Source organism: Modestobacter lapidis (genome assembly GCF_054780755.1).
Window position 1 is genome coordinate 22,819 of record NZ_BAAGVS010000007.1, and the last position, 18,305, is coordinate 41,123.

Below are 18,305 nucleotides of genomic sequence, written 5' to 3' on the forward strand. Positions count from 1 at the left end.
CAGGAGGCATGCCGGGACGGTAGTCCGCCGACCGCGCCGGCGCAGCCGACATTCCCCGCGGTGCTCAGAACGTGTGGTGCACGGCCTCGACGTTGTTCCCGTCCGGGTCGCGGAGGAAGACGGCGTAGTAGCCGGGGTGGTACTCCGGCCAGACGCGGGGGGCGTGCAGCACCTCGGCGCCGGCGGCGAGGGCAGCGGTGTGGACGGCGTCGACCGCCTCCCGGGACGGCGCGGTGAGGGCCAGGTGGACGGGCCGGGACCCGGGCGCCTCCCGCGGCGCCAGCCACAGGTCGGGGAAGCCCTCGGGCCCGCAGAGGCCGACGACGTCGCCGGCCGGGGTCTCGTGGCGCACGGCCTCGCGCAGGCCGACCGCGGCGAAGACCTGGCAGTAGAAGGTGGTGGCGGCCCCGACATCGGCGGCCTGCAGGCCCAGGTGATCCAGCACGATCGCGAACCTAGCGTGGGGCGCCGGTGTCCGGGAGGTCTATCCGCCCCCGGAGCGAGGAGCGCGGATGACCACGGTGGTGCCCTGGGGGCTGGGTGTGGCGGTGATGTCGGCGAACGCGCTCATCAGCGTCGAGCCGCGGCCGCGGTCCATGCTGGGCACCCGCTCGCGCCACTGCCCGTAGTCGCGCACGGTGATGGTGACCGAGCCGGGATCGATCTCGGCGCTCACGTCGAAGAACGGCTCGGTCGGGTCCTGCGCGTGCTCGATGGCGTTGGTCGCCGCCTCGCAGGCCGCGAGCAGCAGGTCGTAGGCCTGGTCCTCGTCGAGACCGGCGGAGTCGAGCAGCCGGCGCAGCGCCCGGCGCAGCGCCGCGATGGTCTGCGGCGCGGAGGTGAAGCGCCACCGTTCGCGCAGCGCGGTCTCCTCGGCCGCCGCGGGCGGCGGCACCGCGACGGGGCCGGCGGCCTCCGCCGGGCGGCTCGTCGGCACCAGCGACCGCACGTCCGGCGAGGGCACCACCGGCACGGTCGCCGACGCGGCCCGGCCGGCGGAGGGGGCGGTGCCGGGCGCACCTCCGGTGGCCCGGTTCCGCGCGGCGCGCTCGACGGCGACCCGCACCCGGGCGACCAGTTCGGCGGCCCGGAACGGCTTGGCCAGGTAGTCGTCGACGCCGGCGTCGAAGCCCTCGACGGCGGCCTCCTGACCGGCCCGGGCGGTGAGCATGATGACCTGCACGGCCCGGGTGGCCGGGTCGGCCCGGAGCCGCCGCAGCAGTTCGAACCCGTCGACCCGCGGCATCATCACATCGGTCACCACGACGTCGGGCACCTCGACGGCGACGGCCTCGAGCGCCTCCGCGCCGTTGGCCACGGCGCGCACGGTGCAGGTCAGGGCCAGCAGGCGGGTGACGTAGCCGCGCATGTCGGCGTTGTCGTCGACCACGAGCACCGTCGGTGCGCCCGGGACGGCCACGGGGTCCTGCTGCACCGCGACGTCGGTCTCCCAGGCATCGGCGGTGCCCAGCGCCGCTGCCGACGGCGTGACCGGCTCGGCCGCCGGCGCGTCGGGCCGGCCGAACGGCACGGTGACGGTGAACGTGCTGCCCCGGCCGGCCACGCTGGTCACCGAGACCGCACCGCCGTGCAGGGCGACGAGCTCGCGCACCAGGGCCAGGCCGATACCGGTGCCCTCGCGGTTGCGCGCCGCCGAACCCGGGACCCGGTGGAACCGTTCGAAGACCCGGGGCAGCTCGTCGGTGGGGATGCCGATGCCGGTGTCGGCGACGGTCAGGGCGATGTCGTCGCCGGCGGCCCGCAGGCTGACCGCGATGCTGCCCACGAAGGTGTACTTCACCGCGTTGGACAGCAGGTTGAGGACGATCTTCTCCCACAGCCGCGGATCGACGTACGCGGGCCGGCCCAGCGGCGGGCAGTCGACGGTGAGCTGCAGCCCGGCGCGTTCGGCCGCGGCCCGCAGCACCCCGGCGAGGTCGGCGGTGAACGCTGCGACGTCGGTCTCCACCCGGACGGCGCTGGCCCGGCCGGCCTCGATGCCGGCGAAGTCCATCAGGTCGTTGACCAGTCGCTGCAGGCGCTGGCCGTTGCGCATGGCGAGGGTCAGCTGCTCGCGGACGGCGAGGGCCAGCGGCTCGGCCGGGTCGTCGAGCACGTCGCTGATCGGGCCCAGCAGCAGCGTCAGCGGGGTGCGCAGCTCGTGGCTCACGTCGGAGAAGAACGCCGTCTTCGCCCGGTCGAGCTCGGCCAGCGACTCCGCCCGGCGCCGCTCGGCCTCGAAGGCCCGGGCGTTGGCCAGCGCACCGGCGAGCTGGGCGGCCAGCAGCTCGTGGAACGTCCGGTACCCGTCGTCCAGCGCCCGGTTGGGGCTGACCGCGGCGAGCAGCACGCCGATCGGCTCGTCGCCGGCGGTCACCGGCAGCACGACGGCGTCCCGGACGACGTCGTCCCAGACCCCGCCGCGCAGCTGCAGCGACGTCACGTCGCGGGGCAGCTCGTCGGCGGTGGCGCAGGCGGCGGGGAGGAGGTCGGCGGGACAGCCGACGGTGTGCACCCGGTGCAGCCGGCGGTCCGCCCCGTCGAGCAGGTACACCGCGGCGAAGGGGACGTCGAGAGGGTCGGTGGCCAGCGCGGCGCCGAGGGCGGCCACCACCGCGCGCTCGTTCCCCAGCCGGCCGCCGGCGACCGACAGGTCGTGCAGCAGTTGCTGCCGGCGGTCGCCGAGGACCTCGCCGGTGGATTCGGTGAGCACCGCGTGCATGCCCGCGACCTGCCCGTCGTCGCCGTAGGCGGGGGCGTGGGAGACGGTGAAGTAGGTTTCCTCGCGGTACCCGGCGCGCTCGAGCAGCAGCGGCAAGCGGGGCAGCCAGGACGTCTGCCGGTCGTGGATCGCGGCGTCGACCGGGCCGGCCAGGACGGCCCAGCCCTCGGCCAGGGTGACCCGGATGTCCTCGCCGATCGCCGGGTGCTTCGCGCCGATGCAGGGGGCGTAGGCGTCGTTGTAGAACTGCCGGTACTCCGGGCCCCAGGTCAGCACCATGGGGAAGCGCGAGGCGAGCACCGTGCGAACGGCGAAGCGCAGGCCCATCGGCCAGGTCGGGACCGGCCCGAGGGGCGTGGCGGCCCAGTCCAGCTCGGCCATCAGCCGGCCGCACTCCCCGCCGTCGGCGAACAGGGACGGGTCCGGGGGCTCGGGGGCCACACACACCTCCTGCCGCGGGACCAGGGAGAACGGGGACCGCCCTGGCTTCGGCGGTGAGGCGCAGGACACGGGCCCGCCGTGATCGGCGCGCCCCTGCGTGCACGGTACCGGCCGGGCGTGGCCGGGGCGCACACGAGGCCGCGTTGGCCGCGTCCGCCGGCGGCGGCTTGGATGGGGGCAGTGCCGCCGGGAGAGCCCCGGCGCCGAGCCCGAGGAGCGCACCCGTGGCAGACCTCACCCGCCCCGACGTCGAACCCCCCACCGGCCCCGCGCCCGACGACCTCGTCATCGACGAGCTGGTGGTCGGCGACGGCCCCGAGGCCACCCGCGGCAGCCTGGTGCAGGCCCACTACGTCGGCGTCACCCACGACGGCGGCGAGCAGTTCGACGCCTCCTGGGACCGCGGCGAGCCGCTGGAGTTCCAGCTGGGCGTGGGCATGGTCATCCAGGGCTGGGACGAGGGCATCGAGGGCATGAAGGTCGGCGGCCGGCGCCGGCTCACCATCCCCGCGCACAAGGCCTACGGCGAGCGTGGCGCCGGCGGCGTGATCAAGCCCGGCGCCACGCTGGTCTTCGTCGTCGACCTGGTCGGGGTGCGCTGAGCCGAGCGGAGCGGGGCCGGTGGGGAATGCCCGCCGGTCACCCTCCGTTGCCGCCGGTCATGCAGGTCGAGGTGTGGTCCGACGTCGTGTGCCCGTGGTGCTACATCGGCAAGCGCCGGCTGGAGGCCGCCCTGTCGCGGTTCCCGCACGCCGCCGGCGTCGAGGTGGTCTGGCGGTCCTTCCAGCTCGACCCCGGCGTCCCCGAGGGGCAGACGCACCCCACGCTCCCCGGGCTCGCCGCCAAGTACGGCCGCAGCGTCGAGGAGATGCGGAGCCAGCTCGCGCACGTCGAGGGCATCGCCGCCGAGGAGGGCCTGCGCTACGACCTCGCCACTGGCGTCAGCGGCAACACCCTGCTCGCCCACCAGCTGATCCACCTGGCCGCCGAGCGTGGGCTGGCCGGGGTGGTCAAGGAGCGGTTGCTGCACGCCCACTTCGAGGAGCAGCGGTCGGTCTTCGACGTCGACGCGCTGGTGGCGCTCGGCGCGGAGGCCGGGCTGGACGCCGGTGAGGCGCGCGCCGCGCTCACCGACCGCCGGTACGCCCCGGCCGTCGCCGAGGACGTCGCCACCGCCCGCACCCTGGGGGCGACCGGGGTGCCGTTCTTCGTCGTCGACCGCACCTACGGCGTCGCCGGGGCGCAGCCGGTCGAGGTGCTCCTGGAGCTGCTGGAGCGGGCCTGGGCGGACAGCCACCCGCTGCGCACCGGAACCGCCGCCGACTAGCTAGCCGAGCAGCTTCGGCACGGCCCGCAGGGCGGCCTCGGCGTCCGCGGCCAGCCGGCGGACGACGTCGGTCGCCGACGCCTCGCCGGTGACCAGCCCCACCGACTCCCCGGCGTAGACGGGTGCCTGGTCGAGGTCGCCGTCCCGCCGGGCGGCGCGCACCCGCTCCGCCGCCGCTGCGTCGCCGCGTAGCTCGTCCTCCCGGCCGTGCCAGGTCTCGGTGAACTCGTTGACCAGGGCGCGGCCCGGCCAGCGCTCGGGCCAGGCGAACCCCTGGGCGACGTCGAAGGCCCGGGTCAGCACGGTGTGGTCGCCCCCGGCGGCGCGGACGCGCGCCCGGGCCGCCGGGGTGTTCAGGCCCTCGGGGCAGGACAGCAGTGGCGTGCCGATCCAGGCGCCGGCCGCCCCGGCCACCAGGACGGCGGCCAGCCCGCCGCCGGTGGCGACGCCGCCGGCGGCCAGCACCGGCCGGTCGGTGGCGGCCAGCACCTCCTGCAGCAGCGGCAGGGTGGCCCGGTGCCCGGTGTGCCCGCCGGCCTCGGTGCCCTGGGCGACCAGCACGTCGACGCCCGCGTCGTTCGCCCGGTCGACGTCCGCGTGGCTGTTGACGGCACTGGCGACGGCGATCCCCGCGTCGTGCAGCGGCCCCACGTAGGGGCCGGGGTCGCCGAAGGACACCGAGACCAGCGCCGGCTGGACGGCGATCGTGGCCGCCAGCAGCTCCGGGTGGTCGGCGAGCACCCAGGCCATCAGCCCGATCCCGAAGGAGACGTCGGACTCCGCGGGCAGCCGGGCCTGCTCGGCGATCCAGCCGGGCTCGGTGGCGTTGCCGACCCCGATCATCCCGAGCCCGCCGCCGAGGGAGACGGCGCGGGCCATCGCACCACCGGCGACGCCGGCCATCGGCGCACCGAAGACGGGCGAGTCCAGGTCGAACCACCGGGTGAGCGGCGTCTTGATCATGACGCCATCGTGCGCCGTCGGGCTCAGCGGCGCAGCACGTCGGCGGGAAACGCCCGCAGGCGCTGCCGCAGGCCGGCCGCCTGCTCCCCGGCCGCCACCGACTTCCACGAACCTCCGGCTACGTGCCGGCGATGCCGCCGGTGACGTCGTCACCGGTGAGGTCGTCGGGTGCGGCGTCGGCGGCTGCCATCGGGTCGCCCGGGAGTGCTCCGCCGGTGCTTCCGTCGGTTCTGTCGTCGGCGGGTTCACCGGCCCCGGCCGACGGGGCGGCCAGCTCCTCCTCGCCGGTCGTCGTCGCGTCGTCCTCGGTGGAGGCGAGGTCCTCGCCCTCGGCGACGGCGCCGGGGTCGGCCTGGAGGGTGCGGGGGTCGTTCAGCGGGTCCGGGACGTCGGGGTCGGTGACGGTCATGCGGCCGGGGTGCCCGGCCGGTGGTCGGCCCAATCGCGCACAACCGTAACTGGACAGTTACGTAAGCTCTTTGTTACACATCCTCCGTGGAGGCACTGGCCGCACTGGCGGACCCGACGCGGCGGGAGATCGTCGCGCTGCTCGCCGGTGGCGAGGTCGCCGCCGGGGAGCTCGCCGCGCACTTCCCGGTCAGCCGCCCGGCGGTCAGCCGGCACCTGCGGGTGCTCCGGGAGGCGGGGCTGGTCCGGGTACGGGCGGAGGGGCAGCGGCGGCTCTACGTGCTGGACCCGCGGCCGCTGTCGGACCTGGACGCCTGGCTGGCCCCCTACCGGTGGCTGTGGGCCCAGCGGCTGGACGCTCTGGACACCGAGATCGCCCGCGGACGGCGGGCCCGACCGACGGGAGAGGACCGATGAGCGGAGACCAGCGGTACGGCGTGGTGACCGAGGGGCCGGGGGGCGCCCGGCGGCTGCAGTTCCGGCGCTCCTGGCCCGACCCGATCGCGGACGTCTGGGCCGCGCTCACCGAACCCGAGCGGCTGGCCCGGTGGATCGGCACCTACGACGGCGAGCGCGGGGCCGGCGGTGCGGGCACCTTCACCATGACCCAGGAGGCCGAGCCGGTCGGTGAGGCGATGGTGATCGTCGAGTGCGAGCCCCCGCGCCGGCTGGTGGTCGAGTGGACCGCCGAGGAGCACTGGCGGGTCGAGCTGGACCTCGATGTCGAGGACGGCCGCACGGTGCTGGTGTTCACCCAGGCGTTCGCGACCGCCGACGCCGTCGGGGACGTCGCCACCGGCTGGCACTGGTACCTCGAGAAGTTCGAGGCGGAGCTGACCGGCGGGCAGCAGCCGGCCGACTGGGACGCCTTCCTGGCCGACGTGGGCCCCGGCTACACCCGTCCAGAACCGGGCAGCACGCTCTAGCCTGCCACCATGCCGGAGCAGGTGACCCCCTTCCTGATGTTCACGGGCGACGCGGAGCGCGCGATCGAGCTCTACACGTCGCTGTTCGACGACGCCCGCCTCCTGACCCTCACCCGGTTCGGGGCGGACGGGACGGGCGTGGAGGGGACGGTGGAGCAGGCCACCTTCTCCATCGCCGACCAGGTGTTCCGCTGCTTCGACAGCCCTCCGGTGCACGCCTTCACCTTCACGCCGTCCTTCTCGATCTTCGTCGACGTCGCATCGGCCGAGGAGCTCGACCGGCTGTTCGCGGGCCTCTCCGACGGCGGCGCCGTCCTGATGCCGCTGGACGGCTACGGGTTCAGCCGCCGTTTCGGCTGGGTGAACGACCGCTTCGGCGTCTCCTGGCAGCTGAACCTCGCCTAGCGGCGAGGAGGAGCGGCGGGCTGTCCGGCGGCGCTCGGGAGCGACGTAGCTCACGCTCGAGGTAGACGTCCTATACGTACACTTTCGGGTGTACCGGGGGGCCTGCCCCGTCGGTAGCCTGACCCGATCTCCCTGGTCCCGACGCCGCGGCCGGGGATCGACCGCCCCCAGCACCAGTGCCGGTGACATCCCGCAGCCCGGCTGACCCACAGGATGGAGACGCCGTGACCACCGTGGCGATTCAAGGCCTCGACAACGCCCCGACCACGCACGCCCCCCTGCTCGCCTGGGTGCGGGAGATGGCCGAGCTGGCGACGCCGGACCGGGTGGTGTGGGTCGACGGCACCGACGAGGAGTGGGAACGCCTCACCGAGCAGCTCGTCGACGCCGGCACGTTCCGGCGGCTGGACAAGAAGCCCAACTCCTTCTGGTGCGCCTCCGACCCCCGTGACGTCGCCCGGGTGGAGGACCGCACCTACATCTGCTCGGTCGACGAGGCCGACGCCGGCCCGACCAACAACTGGATGGACCCGGCCGAGATGAAGTCGGTCATGAGCGAGCTGTACCGGGGGTGCATGCGCGGCCGGACGATGTACGTCATCCCGTTCTGCATGGGGCCGGTCGAGGCCGAGAACCCGATGTTCGGCGTCGAGCTCACCGACTCCGAGTACGTCGTCGTCTCGATGCGCGTGATGGCCCGCATCGGCAGCCACATCCTCGAGGCGATGGGCACCGACCGGCCCTTCGTGCCGGCCATGCACTCCCTCGGCGCCCCGCTGGCCGACGGCCAGGCCGACGTGCCGTGGCCGTGCAGCGACACCAAGTACATCGTGCACTTCCCCGAGGAGCGGACCATCTGGTCCTACGGCTCCGGGTACGGCGGCAACGCCCTGCTGGGCAAGAAGTGCTACTCGCTGCGGATCGCCTCGGTGATGGCCCGGGACGGGGGCTGGCTCGCCGAGCACATGCTCATCCTCAAGCTGACCAGCCCGCAGCAGAAGATCTACTACGTCGCCGCGGCCTTCCCCTCCGCCTGCGGCAAGACGAACCTGGCCATGCTCGAGCCGACCATCCCGGGCTGGAAGGTCGAGACCCTCGGCGACGACATCGCCTGGATGCGCTTCGGCGAGGACGGCCGGCTCTACGCGCTCAACCCCGAGTACGGGCTGTTCGGCGTCGCGCCCGGCACCGGCTGGGACACCAACCCGAACGCGATGCGCACCATCGAGGCGGGCAACTCGGTGTTCACCAACGTCGCGCTGACCGACGACGGGGACATCTGGTGGGAGGGCATGACCGACGAGCCGCCGGCCCACCTGACCAGCTGGAAGGGCGAGGACTGGACGCCGGACTCCGCGGAGCCCTCCAGCCACCCGAACAGCCGCTTCTGCACGCCGATCACCCAGTGCCCGATCCTGGCGCCGGAGTACGGCGACCCGAAGGGCGTGCCGATCTCGGCCATCCTCTTCGGTGGCCGCCGCAAGACCACGATCCCGCTGATCAGCGAGGCCCGGGACTGGAACCACGGCGTGTTCATGGGCGCGACGCTCTCCTCGGAGACCACCGCCGCGGCCACCGGTGCGGTGGGCGTCGTCCGCCGCGACCCGTTCGCGATGCTGCCGTTCATCGGCTACAACGCGGGTGACTACGTCGACCACTGGGTGCAGACCGGCAAGCAGCACGATGCCACCAAGCTGCCCCGGATCTTCTACGTGAACTGGTTCCGCCGGGACGCCGACGGCGGCTTCCTGTGGCCGGGCTTCGGGGAGAACTCCCGCGTGCTCAAGTGGGTCGTCGAACGCCTCGAGGGCACCGCCGCCGCCGTCGAGACCCCCGTGGGCCACGTGCCGACGCCGGACTCCCTCGACGTCTCCGGTCTGGGCCTGACCCGCGAGCAGGTCGAGCAGGCCCTCGCCGTCCGGCCCGAGGAGTGGCGCGCGGAGGTTCCGCAGATCACCGAGTGGTTCGAGAAGTTCGGCGACAAGCTGCCCACGACCATGTGGGACGAGCTGGAGACCCTCAAGAGCCGTCTCGCCTAGCAGTTCTCGGCCCTCTCCGTACGTGGCCTGAGCCTGCGAAGGGCTCGGGGAGAGGGTCCTGATACCGGGGTCCCGCAGTCCTCTTCCGCAGGAGGGCTGCGGGACCTCGTCGGTTAGCGTGGCGGGGGCGCCCACCCCGGACGGAGGACGGTCCGCTCGTGCCCAACCCGTACCTCCACGTGCTCGGCACCCCCCATGCGGTGCCGATGGTGCTGGCTGCCTTCATCGGCCGGTTGCCGCTGTCGATGGTGGGCCTGGGCAGCGTGCTGCTGGTCCAGTCCGAGACCGGCAGCTACGGACTGGGCGGTGCGGTGGCCGCGGCCGGCGCGGTCGCCACCGCCGTCGCGGGGCCGGTCATCGGCCGGCTCGCCGACACCCACGCCCAGCGGCGCGTGCTGCTGGCGGTGCTCGCGGTCTTCGTCGGGTCGGGGGTCGCCTTCCTGTTCTCCGTGCGCGGCGGCTGGCCGCTGTGGACGGTGTTCCTCAGCGCCGCGGTGGCCGGGGCGACCATCCCGCCGGTCTCCTCGATGGTCCGGGTGCGCTGGACCCACCTGCTGCGCGGCACCCCGTCGCTGCCCACCGCGCTGGCGATGGAGTCGGTGGTCGACGAGTTCGTCTTCATCGTCGGGCCGGTGCTGGTGACCTTCCTGTCCACCACCGGGCACACCACTTCCGGCGTCGTCACCGCCTTCGCGCTGGCCGCCGTCGGCAGCCTGCTGTTCGCGGCCCAGCGCCGCACCGAGCCGCCGCCGGCCGAGCACGAGCACCGTCGCGGGCCCTCGGCCATGCGCAGCCGCGGGCTGCGGGTGCTCTTCGTCGTCGGGCTGGCGGTGGGCGCCGTCCTGGGCACCCTCGAGATCGCCCTGGTGGCCTTCGCCGACGAGCAGGACGCCTGGTCGCTGTCCGGGCTGCTCATCGCGGCGCTGGCCGCCGGGTCGATGGTCTCGGGCATCGGCTGGGGCGCGGTGCACTGGCAGGTGCCGCTGCGCCGCCGGCTGGCCGGGGCGCTGGCGGTGCTCGCCGTGCTCACCGTCCCGCTCCTGCTGGTGGGCGAGGTCTGGGTGATGGTGCCGTTCGTCCTGGTGGCCGGCATCGCCGTCTCGCCGTCGCTGATCAGCGCCTTCACCCTGGCCGAGCTGCTGGTGCCGCGGTCGGCGGTCACCGAGGCGTTCACCTGGATCGGCACCGCCCTGGCCCTGGGCGTGGCGGTCGGCGCGTCGGCGGCCGGGAAGATCGTCGACGTCGCCGGGGCCAGCACCAGCTTCCTGGTGGCCACCGGAGCGGCCGCGCTCGCCGCGGTCGTCGTGGCCCTGGGGCAGGCGCACCTGCACGTCCCGGCCGAGCGCGCGGCCACCCCGGCGCTGGCGGGCTGAGCCGGACGGTTCCGTGGTGCGGACCTGTCGGCTCTGTTCCGCTGCCACCCCCTCACCCGGGGTCGGGCGGCACCGGCGCCGCCCGACCCCGGTCTCCATCAGTAGAAGATGGTTCCGCCGTCCACGTTGAGGTTCTGCCCGGTGACGAACCCACTGGCCTCCGAGGAGAGGAACAGCACCGCCCCGACGAGGTCCTTCTCGTGCATCTCCCGGGGAAGGCTGCGCTCCCGCGTCCGCTGGGCGGCCCGCTCCGCGAATTCCGCTTCCCTGCCCTCCCGGCTCGCCTCGTTGCTCACGAGCCCCGGGGTGATGCAGTTGACCCGGATCCCGGCGGCGCCGACCTCGCGCGCCACGGCCCGGGTCATGGCGAGGACCGCACCCTTGGACGCGACGTAGTGCAGCGCGCCGGCCGTGCCCTTGAGAACCGTTCCCGACGAGATGTTCACGATCGAGCCGGATCCCTGGGCCCGCATCGCGGGCAGGACCGCGGCCGTCGCGTTCCACACCCCTCGCACGTTGACCGCCATCACGTCGTCCCACTCCTGCTGCGGGATGTCCTCGAGGGCGCCGCGGTACAGCCCGGCGTACCGGGCTGCGTTGTTCACCAGCACGTCGATGCGGCCCCACTGGTCGGTTGCCGCGTTTCCCATGGCTTCGGCGTCGGCCCGGGAACTCAGGTCGGCGTGCACCGCCACGCATTCCGCTCCGGCGACGCGGATCCTCTCCGCGGTCTCATCCATCGGGGCTACGTCCGCGATCACCACCCGGCAGCCGCGAGCAGCGAAGGCCAGGGCGTACTCGGCCCCGATGCCGCGCGCCGCGCCGGTCACGATGACGACCTTGCCGACCATGTCTTCCATGTCGGGAGAGTACCGCAGACCACCTCTCTCGAAAGGGCCGCTACCTGGCGGGATCGCCACTTCTCACATGGTGGGACATCGATACGGAGAGGGTTACCGGAAAGGCCGCTACGACAACGGACGCGCGTGCCACGAAATGGTCGGACCGGGCCGGCGCAGTCGGCCGCGGCGGCCGAAGGTGGCTCTACGTCCGGCGTTGACTGTGTCTGGATCTGCGGAGACGCGCTGCGAGAGAGGGCGCGGGGCAGGTCCGCCACCCCCTCCGGGGAATGGCTCTCAGCCGCGGGGTCGACTGATCCCCTTCAATTGCAGGTATCCGGAGAGGCCCGGGTCGCCGCCGACTCCACTGTCCTTATAGCCGAACGCAGGGGTGGCGTCACTGCGATCCCGACCATTGACGGAGACGTTCCCGGTCTCCATTCGGCGCGCCACTGCGGTGGCGCGTTCGATGTCCTGGCTGAAGACGCTCCCGCCGAGGCCGTAGGAGGAATCGTTGGCAATCCGCACCCCGTCGGCGTCGTCGTCGAACGGGACGACGACCACGACCGGTCCGAAGATCTCCTCGCGGAAGACGCGCATCCCCCGGTGTACGTCGACGAGCACCGTCGGCTCCACGTAGTACCCGGTGGAGGCGCCCGCCGGGCGCCCGCCCCCGAGGGCTACCCGGGCACCCTCGGCGATGGCCGACTCGATGTAGCCCTCGACCCGTTGGCGCTGGGCCTCGGATACCAGGGGGCCGAAGTCGCTCGCCGGGTCCGTGGGGTCGCCGAGGACGGCGGTGCCGAGGGTCTGGACGACGAGGTCCGTGACCTCGGCGAACCGCGAACGGGGAGCGAGGATGCGGGTGGACGAATAGCAGACCTGCCCGGTGTTCGGCAGGCAGGTGGAGATCAGGTTGGCGGCGAGCACGTCCAGGTCGGCATCGTCCAGAACCACGGCTGCCGACTTGCCACCGAGTTCCGCGGTCACCGACTTCAGCATCTCGCCACAGGCCGCCGCGATCACCCGGCCGGCCGCCGTCGAGCCGGTGAAGGAGATCTTGTCGACGCCGGGGTGCCGGACGAGGGCGGCACCGGTCTCCCGGCCCCCCGTCACCACGTTCACCACACCCGGCGGTAATCCGACCTCGGCGAGCATCTCGACCAGCATGAAGCTGTCCAGCGAGGTTTCCGGTGACGGCTTGACCACGACGGTGCAGCCCGCTGCCAGGGCAGGGCCCAGCTTGGCGGCCAACAGGGCCTGCGGGGCGTTCCACGGAACGATCGCACCCACGACTCCGAGGGCCTCGCGGCGGACCAGGGAGGGGTCGTCCGGGGCCAGCGCCGCCTCGACCTCGAGCGCGTCGGCCAGCCGGGCGTTGTAGCGGTAGGCCGCCACGGGACGCGTGCCGTTGGTCCGGCGAGAGCGCTTGATCACCGAGCCGTTCTGGTGTGTCACCAGGGCGGCCATCGTCTCGCTGCGATCCTCGAAGACGTCCGCCAGTGCGCGGAGGTGGTCCGCCCGCTCCTGCGGCGACGTCTCCCGCCAGCCGGGCAGCGCCGCGCGCGCCGCGGCCACCGCCCGGGAGACATCGGCGTCGTTGCTGTCGGCGATGCTCCCGATCACCATTTCGGTGGCCGGGTCGACAACCGGCAGGTGGTCCGACGTGCTCGTCGGCTGGAACCTGCCGTCGACGAACATCTCGCGGCGGTCCTGGGTCATGCGGAGAGCCTCCACTCGGGCGTCGACGTCGCGCTGGCGTGCTGGCTCACGGCCCCTCCAGGCATCGACCGGCATGGCCGGTGCGGCTGCGCCTGGCTCGCGCTCCCGCTGGCTTCCCGCGGCAACAACGCTGCCGACGAACATTGGTCCTATGTTCATACCGGTGACTGGCCGGACGGCGCAAGGGCGCGCTCGCCGGCGGGGACGACGGCGCCTGGTGGCGTCGGTGCGCGGCTCGTGCTCGGGCTCGACGCTGTCCCGCGACTCTGCACACAGGTACGGTGCTCTGCACAGCAGCAGTCCGCCCTGATGTGCGACATGTGTCCGGCATGGACCTGCGCCGGCGAGCGGTAGATGTCGGATTCCGGATCCTGGTCTCCGACGTCCTGACGATGGAGGTGCCGCGGTGGTGTCCGTAGTGATCCCGGAGTGCGACGTCGATCTCTTCGACGAGGAGGTGCTCCACGACCCCTATCCGACGTATGCGGAGATGCGGCGGATGGGTCCGGTGGTGCGGGTGCCCAGGTACGACTTCCTGGCGGTGACCCGGTACGCCGAGGTGCGGGCCGTGCTGCTGGACGCCGAGCACTTCGTCTCCGGTCGTGGCGTCGGTTTCAACGCCGGGTTCAACGAGGTCCGGTCCAGCAGCATCATCGCGTCGGACCAGCCGCGGCACGGCATGCTCCGCTCGGTCCTCGAGCCGCGGCTCGGTCCGCGGGCGCTCAAGGACGTCGAGAAGACCATCCGCGCCCGCGCCGCGGAACTGGTCGCCGAGGTTGCGCGGCGCGACTCCTTCGACGCAGTGAGGGACTTCGCCGAGATCTTCCCCGTCCAGGTCGTCGGCGAATTGATCGGGTTGCCCGAGGACAAGCGCAGTCAGCTCCTGTTGTGGGCCAACGGCGCCTTCAACGCCTTCGGCCCGCCCAACGAGCGCACCGAGGCCGGCCTGGAGGCTATCGGCGAGCAATTCGAGTACATCCGGACGGTGGCCACCCGTGAGCAGCTGGCCCCCGGCAGCATGGGCGCCGCGGTGTACGAGGCGGCGGACGCCGGCCTCATCCCCGAGCAGTACTGCCTGCACCTGCTCTCGGCCTACCTGACCGCGGGCATGGACACCACCGTCAACGCCCTGGGCGCCATGATCCAGCTGCTGGGCACCCACCCGGACGCGTACCGCGAACTGCGTGACGACCCGACCCTCGCGCCCTCGGCCATCAACGAGGTGTTCCGGATCGAGGCCCCGGCCCAGCTGTTCTCCCGCGTCGCCGCGGCGCGGGTTGAGCTGGCCGGCGTGCCGATCGAGGAGGGGCAGCGAGTGGCCGTTCTGTACGCCAGTGCCAACCGGGACGAGCGGCAGTACCCGGACCCGGACCGGTTCGACGTCCACCGGAACCCGGCCGGTCATCTCACCTTCGGGATGGGACCGCACGCCTGTGCCGGCCAGGCGCTCGCCAGGATCGAGCTGCGCGCGGTCCTGGACGCACTCCTGGCCCAGGTCGGCGGCATCGCCGTGGGCGAACCCATCCGCAAGATCAACAATGTGCTCCGCGGTATCTCCCGCCTCCCCACCACCTTCACCGCGGAGGCCGCGGCAGCACGCTGATCGACAGCGTGACGGGGCCATCCGGCCGGGTGGCCCCGTCACGCACCCGTCGCCGCCACCGCGTGGGCGTGCTGCCTGGTGTGACCGGCTTCGCGTGGACGACGCCGGAACGGCCACGCCACCGGCCAGGTCCCCCGGCCTCGCTTTCCCCCGCCTCGGTGGTCGAGGACTCTGCAAGGCAGAGCCCGGCACTGGACACAGGAAATGTCATCCCTTACGGTCTAGCGGCTGTGTGTCCCCCGTCACGGCACCACCGCGCGTCGGTCGTCGGGGCACAGACCCATCCGTACAGAGGAGTGCGCTAGTGGTGGTCAAGTCCGGAACGAAGATCCGTACGGTGGCGAGTCGGGCGGGAGTGGCCGCCGCGCTGCTGGTCTCGGTCGTGGGTTGCTCCGATGGTGGTGGAGGAGAGGCGACCGGGGCGGATGCGGGCAGCGTCTTCGAGGGCGAGACGATCGACTTCGTCGTCCCCTTCGACCCGGGCGGCGGGTACGACACCTACGCGCGGCTGATCGCCCCGTATCTGGCCGGGTGTCTGGGCGCCGAGGTGGTCGTGCTGAACGAGCCGGGGGCGGGCAGCCTGCTGGCGACCGGCCGGACTGCGGCGGCCGATCCGGACGGCCTGCGGATCCAGATCATGAACATGCCGGGTGTGCTCAGCTCGCAGATCGCCGGGGCCGAAGGCGTCCGCTACGACCTGAGCGAGTTCTCCTGGATCGGCCGGATCGCCGCCCCGCCGGAGGTGGTGCTCGTCCAGTCCGGTGGCGAGCTCCAGAGCTTCGAGGACCTGACCGGAGCGAGCGACACGGTCCAGTTCGTGGCCACGGGGCCGGGGGCCAGCGACTACGTCAACGCGGCCGTCCTGGCTCAGGCCTACGGCATCCCGTACGAGATCACCACCGGCTTCGCCGGCTCGCAGGAGGCGACCACCGCCGTGATCGCCGGCAACGCCGACGTGCACGTGATGCCCTTCGACACCGTGCTGCCGGTGATCGAGAGCGACCAGGCCACCCCGGTCGCGGTCCTCGCCGAGGAGCTGCCGGAGTACATGCCGGAGGCGCCGCTGATCGGCGATCTCCCGCCGGCGCCCGGTGACGGCCAGGAGCTGATGGAGAGCCTGGAGAACCTCTCGGCGGCGGGGCGCGCGGTGGCGGCGCCTCCCGGCGTCCCCGAGGCAGAGCTGACCGCGCTGCGGGAGGGCTTCAGCTGCGCCATGGAGGACCAGGCGCTGCTCGACGAGCTCGCAGAGCAGGAGCGGCCGGTGGACTTCCTGGACGGCGAGGAGACCGCCGCCCTCGTCCAGGAGGTGCTCGACTCGCCCGAGGAGTTCCAGCAGGTCGTCAGGGACTCCTTCTGAGTTCCGCGCCCCGGACTGCCGGCCGGGCCAAGGCCGGCAGTTCGGGGCGTCCGGCGGCCCGGCGCAGTCGTACCGCGTAGCCGCACTCCGTGGCCGCACCCCCGCAGTCGCCCTTCGGTGCGACCCCCTCAGAGGTGGAAATGTTCGACGCATTCTTCGGCAGTCTGGTCGAGGTCCTGCAGCCGGGGACCATGGCGCTGCTGGTCACCGGTGTGGTGGTCGGCTTCGTGGTGGGTATCCTGCCCGGCCTCGGCGGGCCGGTCACGTTGGCACTCATGCTGCCTTTCACCTTCAGCATGGAGCCGATCCAGGCCTTCGCCTTCCTGCTGGGCATGCTGGTCGTGACGTCCACGACCGGCGACATCACGTCGGTGCTCTTCGGGATCCCCGGCGAGGCGACGTCGGCGGCCGCCGCGCTGGATGGCTATCCGCTGACCCGTCGCGGTCAGGGCGGCCGCGCGCTGGGCGCGGTCCTCTTCGCCTCGCTGCTCGGGTCCTTGTTCGGCGCCGCTGTGCTGGCGCTCGCCGTGCCGGTGATCCGGCCGGTGGTCCTGGCGCTGGGGGCCCCGGAGTTCTTCGTCCTCACCATGCTCGGTCTGACCTTCGTCGTGGCGCTGTCGGGGAGTCAGATCCTCAAGGGCTTCCTGATGGCCGCAGCCGGCCTGCTGGTGGCGGTGATCGGCGTCGACTCGCAGGACGGCGTGCCGCGCTACACGTTCGACCAGCTCTACCTGTTCGAGGGCATCGGGCTCGTCCCGCTGGTGATCGGCCTGTTCGGCGGCGCGGAGGTCCTCCAGCTGATGCTGAGCCGGCAGAGCATCGCCGGCGGTGCGGAGGCCCCCGCGAAGGTGACCGGGGTGGGTCAGGGAATCCGCGACACCCTCATGCACTGGTCCGTCGTGATCCGGTCCAGTGCGATCGGCGTGACGGTGGGCATGATCCCCGGGCTGGGCGGCTCGGTGGCGCAGTTCATCGCCTACGGATCGGCCAAGCAGTCGTCGAAGAACCCGGAGATGTTCGGCAAGGGTGCCATCGACGGGGTCATCGCCAGCGGTGCGAACAACAACGCCCGGGACAGCGGGAGCCTGATCCCCACCATCGCCTTCGGGATCCCCGGCGGGGCGAACACCGCCGTCCTGCTGAGCGCCTTCCTCATCGTCGGGCTCAACCCGGGCCCGGAGATGCTGACCACCAACGTCGACGTCACCTTCTCGATGGTCTGGATCACCGTCATCGCCAACGCGATCGCCGTCGCCGCGGCCTTCCTGGTGCTCAAGCCGCTGACCCGGCTCACCTTCATCTCCGGTCCGCTGCTGGTGCCCTTCCTGATCCTGTTGATGGTCCTGGGCGCCTACAGCTCGACCAACTCCTACGGCGACGTCATGGTGATGGTCGCGGCGGCCGCGATCGGGGTGGCCTGCATCCGGTGGAACTGGCCGCGGGTCCCCTTCCTGCTCGCCGTCGTCCTCGGGGGCCTGGCCGAGCGCTACCTGTTCGTCTCCTACGGCCTTTTCGGCTGGTCGTGGATCACCCGGCCGGTCGTGCTCGGCCTGCTGGCCGTGATGGCCCTCGTCCTGTTCGCGCCGCTGTTCCGGTACTTGCGCACGCGCAGCCGGGACCGATCCGAGAATGAGGTGACCGTGCCGTGAGCACGTCGAACAGCGCCCCCACGACCAGCCCTCCGGCGCGGCGGGTGTCGCGGGGCGACCTGGCCCTCACCCTCGGCCTGCTGGGCGTCTTCGTCCTTGCGTTCGTCACGGCGCTGGGCTGGTCGTTCAACACCGGGGTGTTCCCGCGGCTGATCACCGGGCTAGGGGTTGCACTCGCCGTGCTGCACCTCGTCGTCCTGCTGGTGCGCCGGCCGGCCCCGGACGTCCAGCCGCACGGCGAGGACGGGGACATCGAGGCGATGGACGTCGAGTACGCCTTCGAACACGCCGAGCCGAAGCAGTGGGCCTGGACCCTGGGATGGGTGGCCGGGTTCTTCCTGCTGCTCTACCTCGGCGGCATCTTCATCGCCGCACCGGTGTTCACGGTGGCCTACCTCCGGTTCTCCGCTCGTGCCTCCTGGCTGTTCAGCGCCGTCTACGCCGTCGTCGTCGGTCTCGTGCTGTACGCCGCCTTCGTCGTGTTCCTCGAAATCCCCACCCCGCCGGGGATCTTCGAGTGACCGGTCGGGG

17 protein-coding genes are annotated in these 18,305 nt (G+C 72.7%); 11 read left to right on the plus strand and 6 right to left on the minus strand.

All coding sequences use genetic code 11. The features are described from left to right. Positions 1-64 precede the first annotated feature (64 nt). Together ACYVG5_RS10110 and ACYVG5_RS10115 are read right to left on the minus strand one after the other, a co-directional pair. A complete protein-coding gene (locus tag ACYVG5_RS10110; protein WP_222048688.1) occupies positions 65-445 on the minus strand; it encodes a VOC family protein in 381 nt (126 codons plus the stop codon). A 39-nt stretch (positions 446-484) separates the two neighbouring features. After that, entirely contained in the window at positions 485-3,163 is a 2,679-nt protein-coding gene (locus ACYVG5_RS10115) for an ATP-binding protein (RefSeq protein ID WP_460683151.1), read from the minus strand. Positions 3,164-3,387: 224 nt separating this feature from the next. Here ACYVG5_RS10115 and ACYVG5_RS10120 point away from each other — a divergent pair, with 224 nt between their 5' ends. Further along, positions 3,388-3,765 (plus strand): FKBP-type peptidyl-prolyl cis-trans isomerase, encoded by a 378-nt coding sequence (locus tag ACYVG5_RS10120; RefSeq protein ID WP_222048690.1) that lies wholly within the window; start codon positions 3,388-3,390, stop codon positions 3,763-3,765. Between the two features lie 59 nt (positions 3,766-3,824). After that, entirely contained in the window at positions 3,825-4,490 is a 666-nt protein-coding gene (locus ACYVG5_RS10125) for a DsbA family oxidoreductase (protein ID WP_222048881.1), read from the plus strand. Here ACYVG5_RS10125 and ACYVG5_RS10130 read toward each other — a convergent pair whose 3' ends face one another. Then, entirely contained in the window at positions 4,491-5,453 is a 963-nt protein-coding gene (locus ACYVG5_RS10130; protein WP_222048692.1) for an NAD(P)H-dependent flavin oxidoreductase, read from the minus strand. It lies immediately after the preceding gene. Positions 5,454-5,571: 118 nt separating this feature from the next. Beyond that, the gene (locus tag ACYVG5_RS10135) at positions 5,572-5,862 is read right to left on the minus strand and encodes a hypothetical protein (RefSeq protein WP_222048902.1); all 291 of its coding nucleotides are present in this window, start codon (positions 5,860-5,862) and stop codon (positions 5,572-5,574) included. Positions 5,863-5,948: 86 nt separating this feature from the next. Between ACYVG5_RS10135 and ACYVG5_RS10140 the strand changes: the two genes are divergently transcribed. The 5 genes from ACYVG5_RS10140 (at position 5,949) to ACYVG5_RS10160 (ending at position 10,604) form a co-directional block, all read left to right on the plus strand. After that, positions 5,949-6,278, plus strand: a complete 330-nt coding sequence (locus ACYVG5_RS10140; RefSeq protein WP_222048694.1) for an ArsR/SmtB family transcription factor — start codon at positions 5,949-5,951, stop codon at positions 6,276-6,278. Beyond that, the gene (locus tag ACYVG5_RS10145) at positions 6,275-6,787 is read left to right on the plus strand and encodes an SRPBCC family protein (RefSeq protein ID WP_222048695.1); all 513 of its coding nucleotides are present in this window, start codon (positions 6,275-6,277) and stop codon (positions 6,785-6,787) included. Before ACYVG5_RS10140 ends, ACYVG5_RS10145 begins: the two co-directional genes overlap by 4 nt. A gap of 9 nt (positions 6,788-6,796) precedes the next feature. After that, complete coding sequence (locus ACYVG5_RS10150; RefSeq protein ID WP_222048696.1) at positions 6,797-7,192, plus strand: VOC family protein; 396 nt, start codon at positions 6,797-6,799, stop codon at positions 7,190-7,192. Between the two features lie 224 nt (positions 7,193-7,416). Continuing rightward, positions 7,417-9,231 carry a phosphoenolpyruvate carboxykinase (GTP) gene (locus ACYVG5_RS10155; protein ID WP_222048698.1) on the plus strand — a complete coding sequence of 605 codons (1,815 nt, stop codon included), beginning with the start codon at positions 7,417-7,419 and terminating at the stop codon, positions 9,229-9,231. Positions 9,232-9,389: 158 nt separating this feature from the next. Further along, a complete protein-coding gene (locus ACYVG5_RS10160; RefSeq protein ID WP_222048700.1) occupies positions 9,390-10,604 on the plus strand; it encodes an MFS transporter in 1,215 nt (404 codons plus the stop codon). A 98-nt stretch (positions 10,605-10,702) separates the two neighbouring features. Here the strand turns inward: ACYVG5_RS10160 and ACYVG5_RS10165 are convergent, their stop codons facing one another. Next, positions 10,703-11,464, minus strand: coding sequence for an SDR family oxidoreductase (locus tag ACYVG5_RS10165; protein WP_246630287.1), 762 nt, complete (start codon positions 11,462-11,464; stop codon positions 10,703-10,705). A 276-nt stretch (positions 11,465-11,740) separates the two neighbouring features. Further along, positions 11,741-13,165, minus strand: coding sequence for an aldehyde dehydrogenase family protein (locus tag ACYVG5_RS10170; protein WP_222048702.1), 1,425 nt, complete (start codon positions 13,163-13,165; stop codon positions 11,741-11,743). Between the two features lie 406 nt (positions 13,166-13,571). Between ACYVG5_RS10170 and ACYVG5_RS10175 the strand changes: the two genes are divergently transcribed. The 4 genes from ACYVG5_RS10175 to ACYVG5_RS10190 all read left to right on the plus strand — a co-directional run bounded on the left by ACYVG5_RS10175 (position 13,572) and on the right by ACYVG5_RS10190 (position 18,295). Next, the gene (locus ACYVG5_RS10175) at positions 13,572-14,768 is read left to right on the plus strand and encodes a cytochrome P450 (protein ID WP_222048704.1); all 1,197 of its coding nucleotides are present in this window, start codon (positions 13,572-13,574) and stop codon (positions 14,766-14,768) included. 304 nt (positions 14,769-15,072) lie between these two features. Then, positions 15,073-16,125 (plus strand): tripartite tricarboxylate transporter substrate-binding protein, encoded by a 1,053-nt coding sequence (locus ACYVG5_RS10180; protein ID WP_222048706.1) that lies wholly within the window; start codon positions 15,073-15,075, stop codon positions 16,123-16,125. Positions 16,126-16,265: 140 nt separating this feature from the next. After that, positions 16,266-17,774: a tripartite tricarboxylate transporter permease gene (locus ACYVG5_RS10185; protein WP_460683152.1), complete on the plus strand. Its 1,509-nt coding sequence runs from the start codon at positions 16,266-16,268 to the stop codon at positions 17,772-17,774. After that, positions 17,771-18,295, plus strand: coding sequence for a tripartite tricarboxylate transporter TctB family protein (locus ACYVG5_RS10190; RefSeq protein ID WP_222048710.1), 525 nt, complete (start codon positions 17,771-17,773; stop codon positions 18,293-18,295). The genes ACYVG5_RS10185 and ACYVG5_RS10190 overlap by 4 nt, the downstream gene beginning before the upstream one ends. Positions 18,296-18,305 lie beyond the last annotated feature (10 nt).

Bases quoted from the DNA above. Each gene is read 5' to 3' on its own strand.
- ACYVG5_RS10125 (WP_222048881.1), top strand. From the start codon at position 3,825: ATGCAGGTCGAGGTGTGGTCCGACGTCGTGTGCCCGTGGTGCTACATC.
- ACYVG5_RS10145 (WP_222048695.1), top strand. From the start codon at position 6,275: ATGAGCGGAGACCAGCGGTACGGCGTGGTGACCGAGGGGCCGGGGGGC.
- ACYVG5_RS10130 (WP_222048692.1), bottom strand. From the start codon at position 5,453: ATGATCAAGACGCCGCTCACCCGGTGGTTCGACCTGGACTCGCCCGTC.
- ACYVG5_RS10185 (WP_460683152.1), top strand. From the start codon at position 16,266: ATGTTCGACGCATTCTTCGGCAGTCTGGTCGAGGTCCTGCAGCCGGGG.
- ACYVG5_RS10135 (WP_222048902.1), bottom strand. From the start codon at position 5,862: ATGACCGTCACCGACCCCGACGTCCCGGACCCGCTGAACGACCCCCGC.
- ACYVG5_RS10170 (WP_222048702.1), bottom strand. From the start codon at position 13,165: ATGACCCAGGACCGCCGCGAGATGTTCGTCGACGGCAGGTTCCAGCCG.
- ACYVG5_RS10165 (WP_246630287.1), bottom strand. From the start codon at position 11,464: ATGGAAGACATGGTCGGCAAGGTCGTCATCGTGACCGGCGCGGCGCGC.
- ACYVG5_RS10150 (WP_222048696.1), top strand. From the start codon at position 6,797: ATGCCGGAGCAGGTGACCCCCTTCCTGATGTTCACGGGCGACGCGGAG.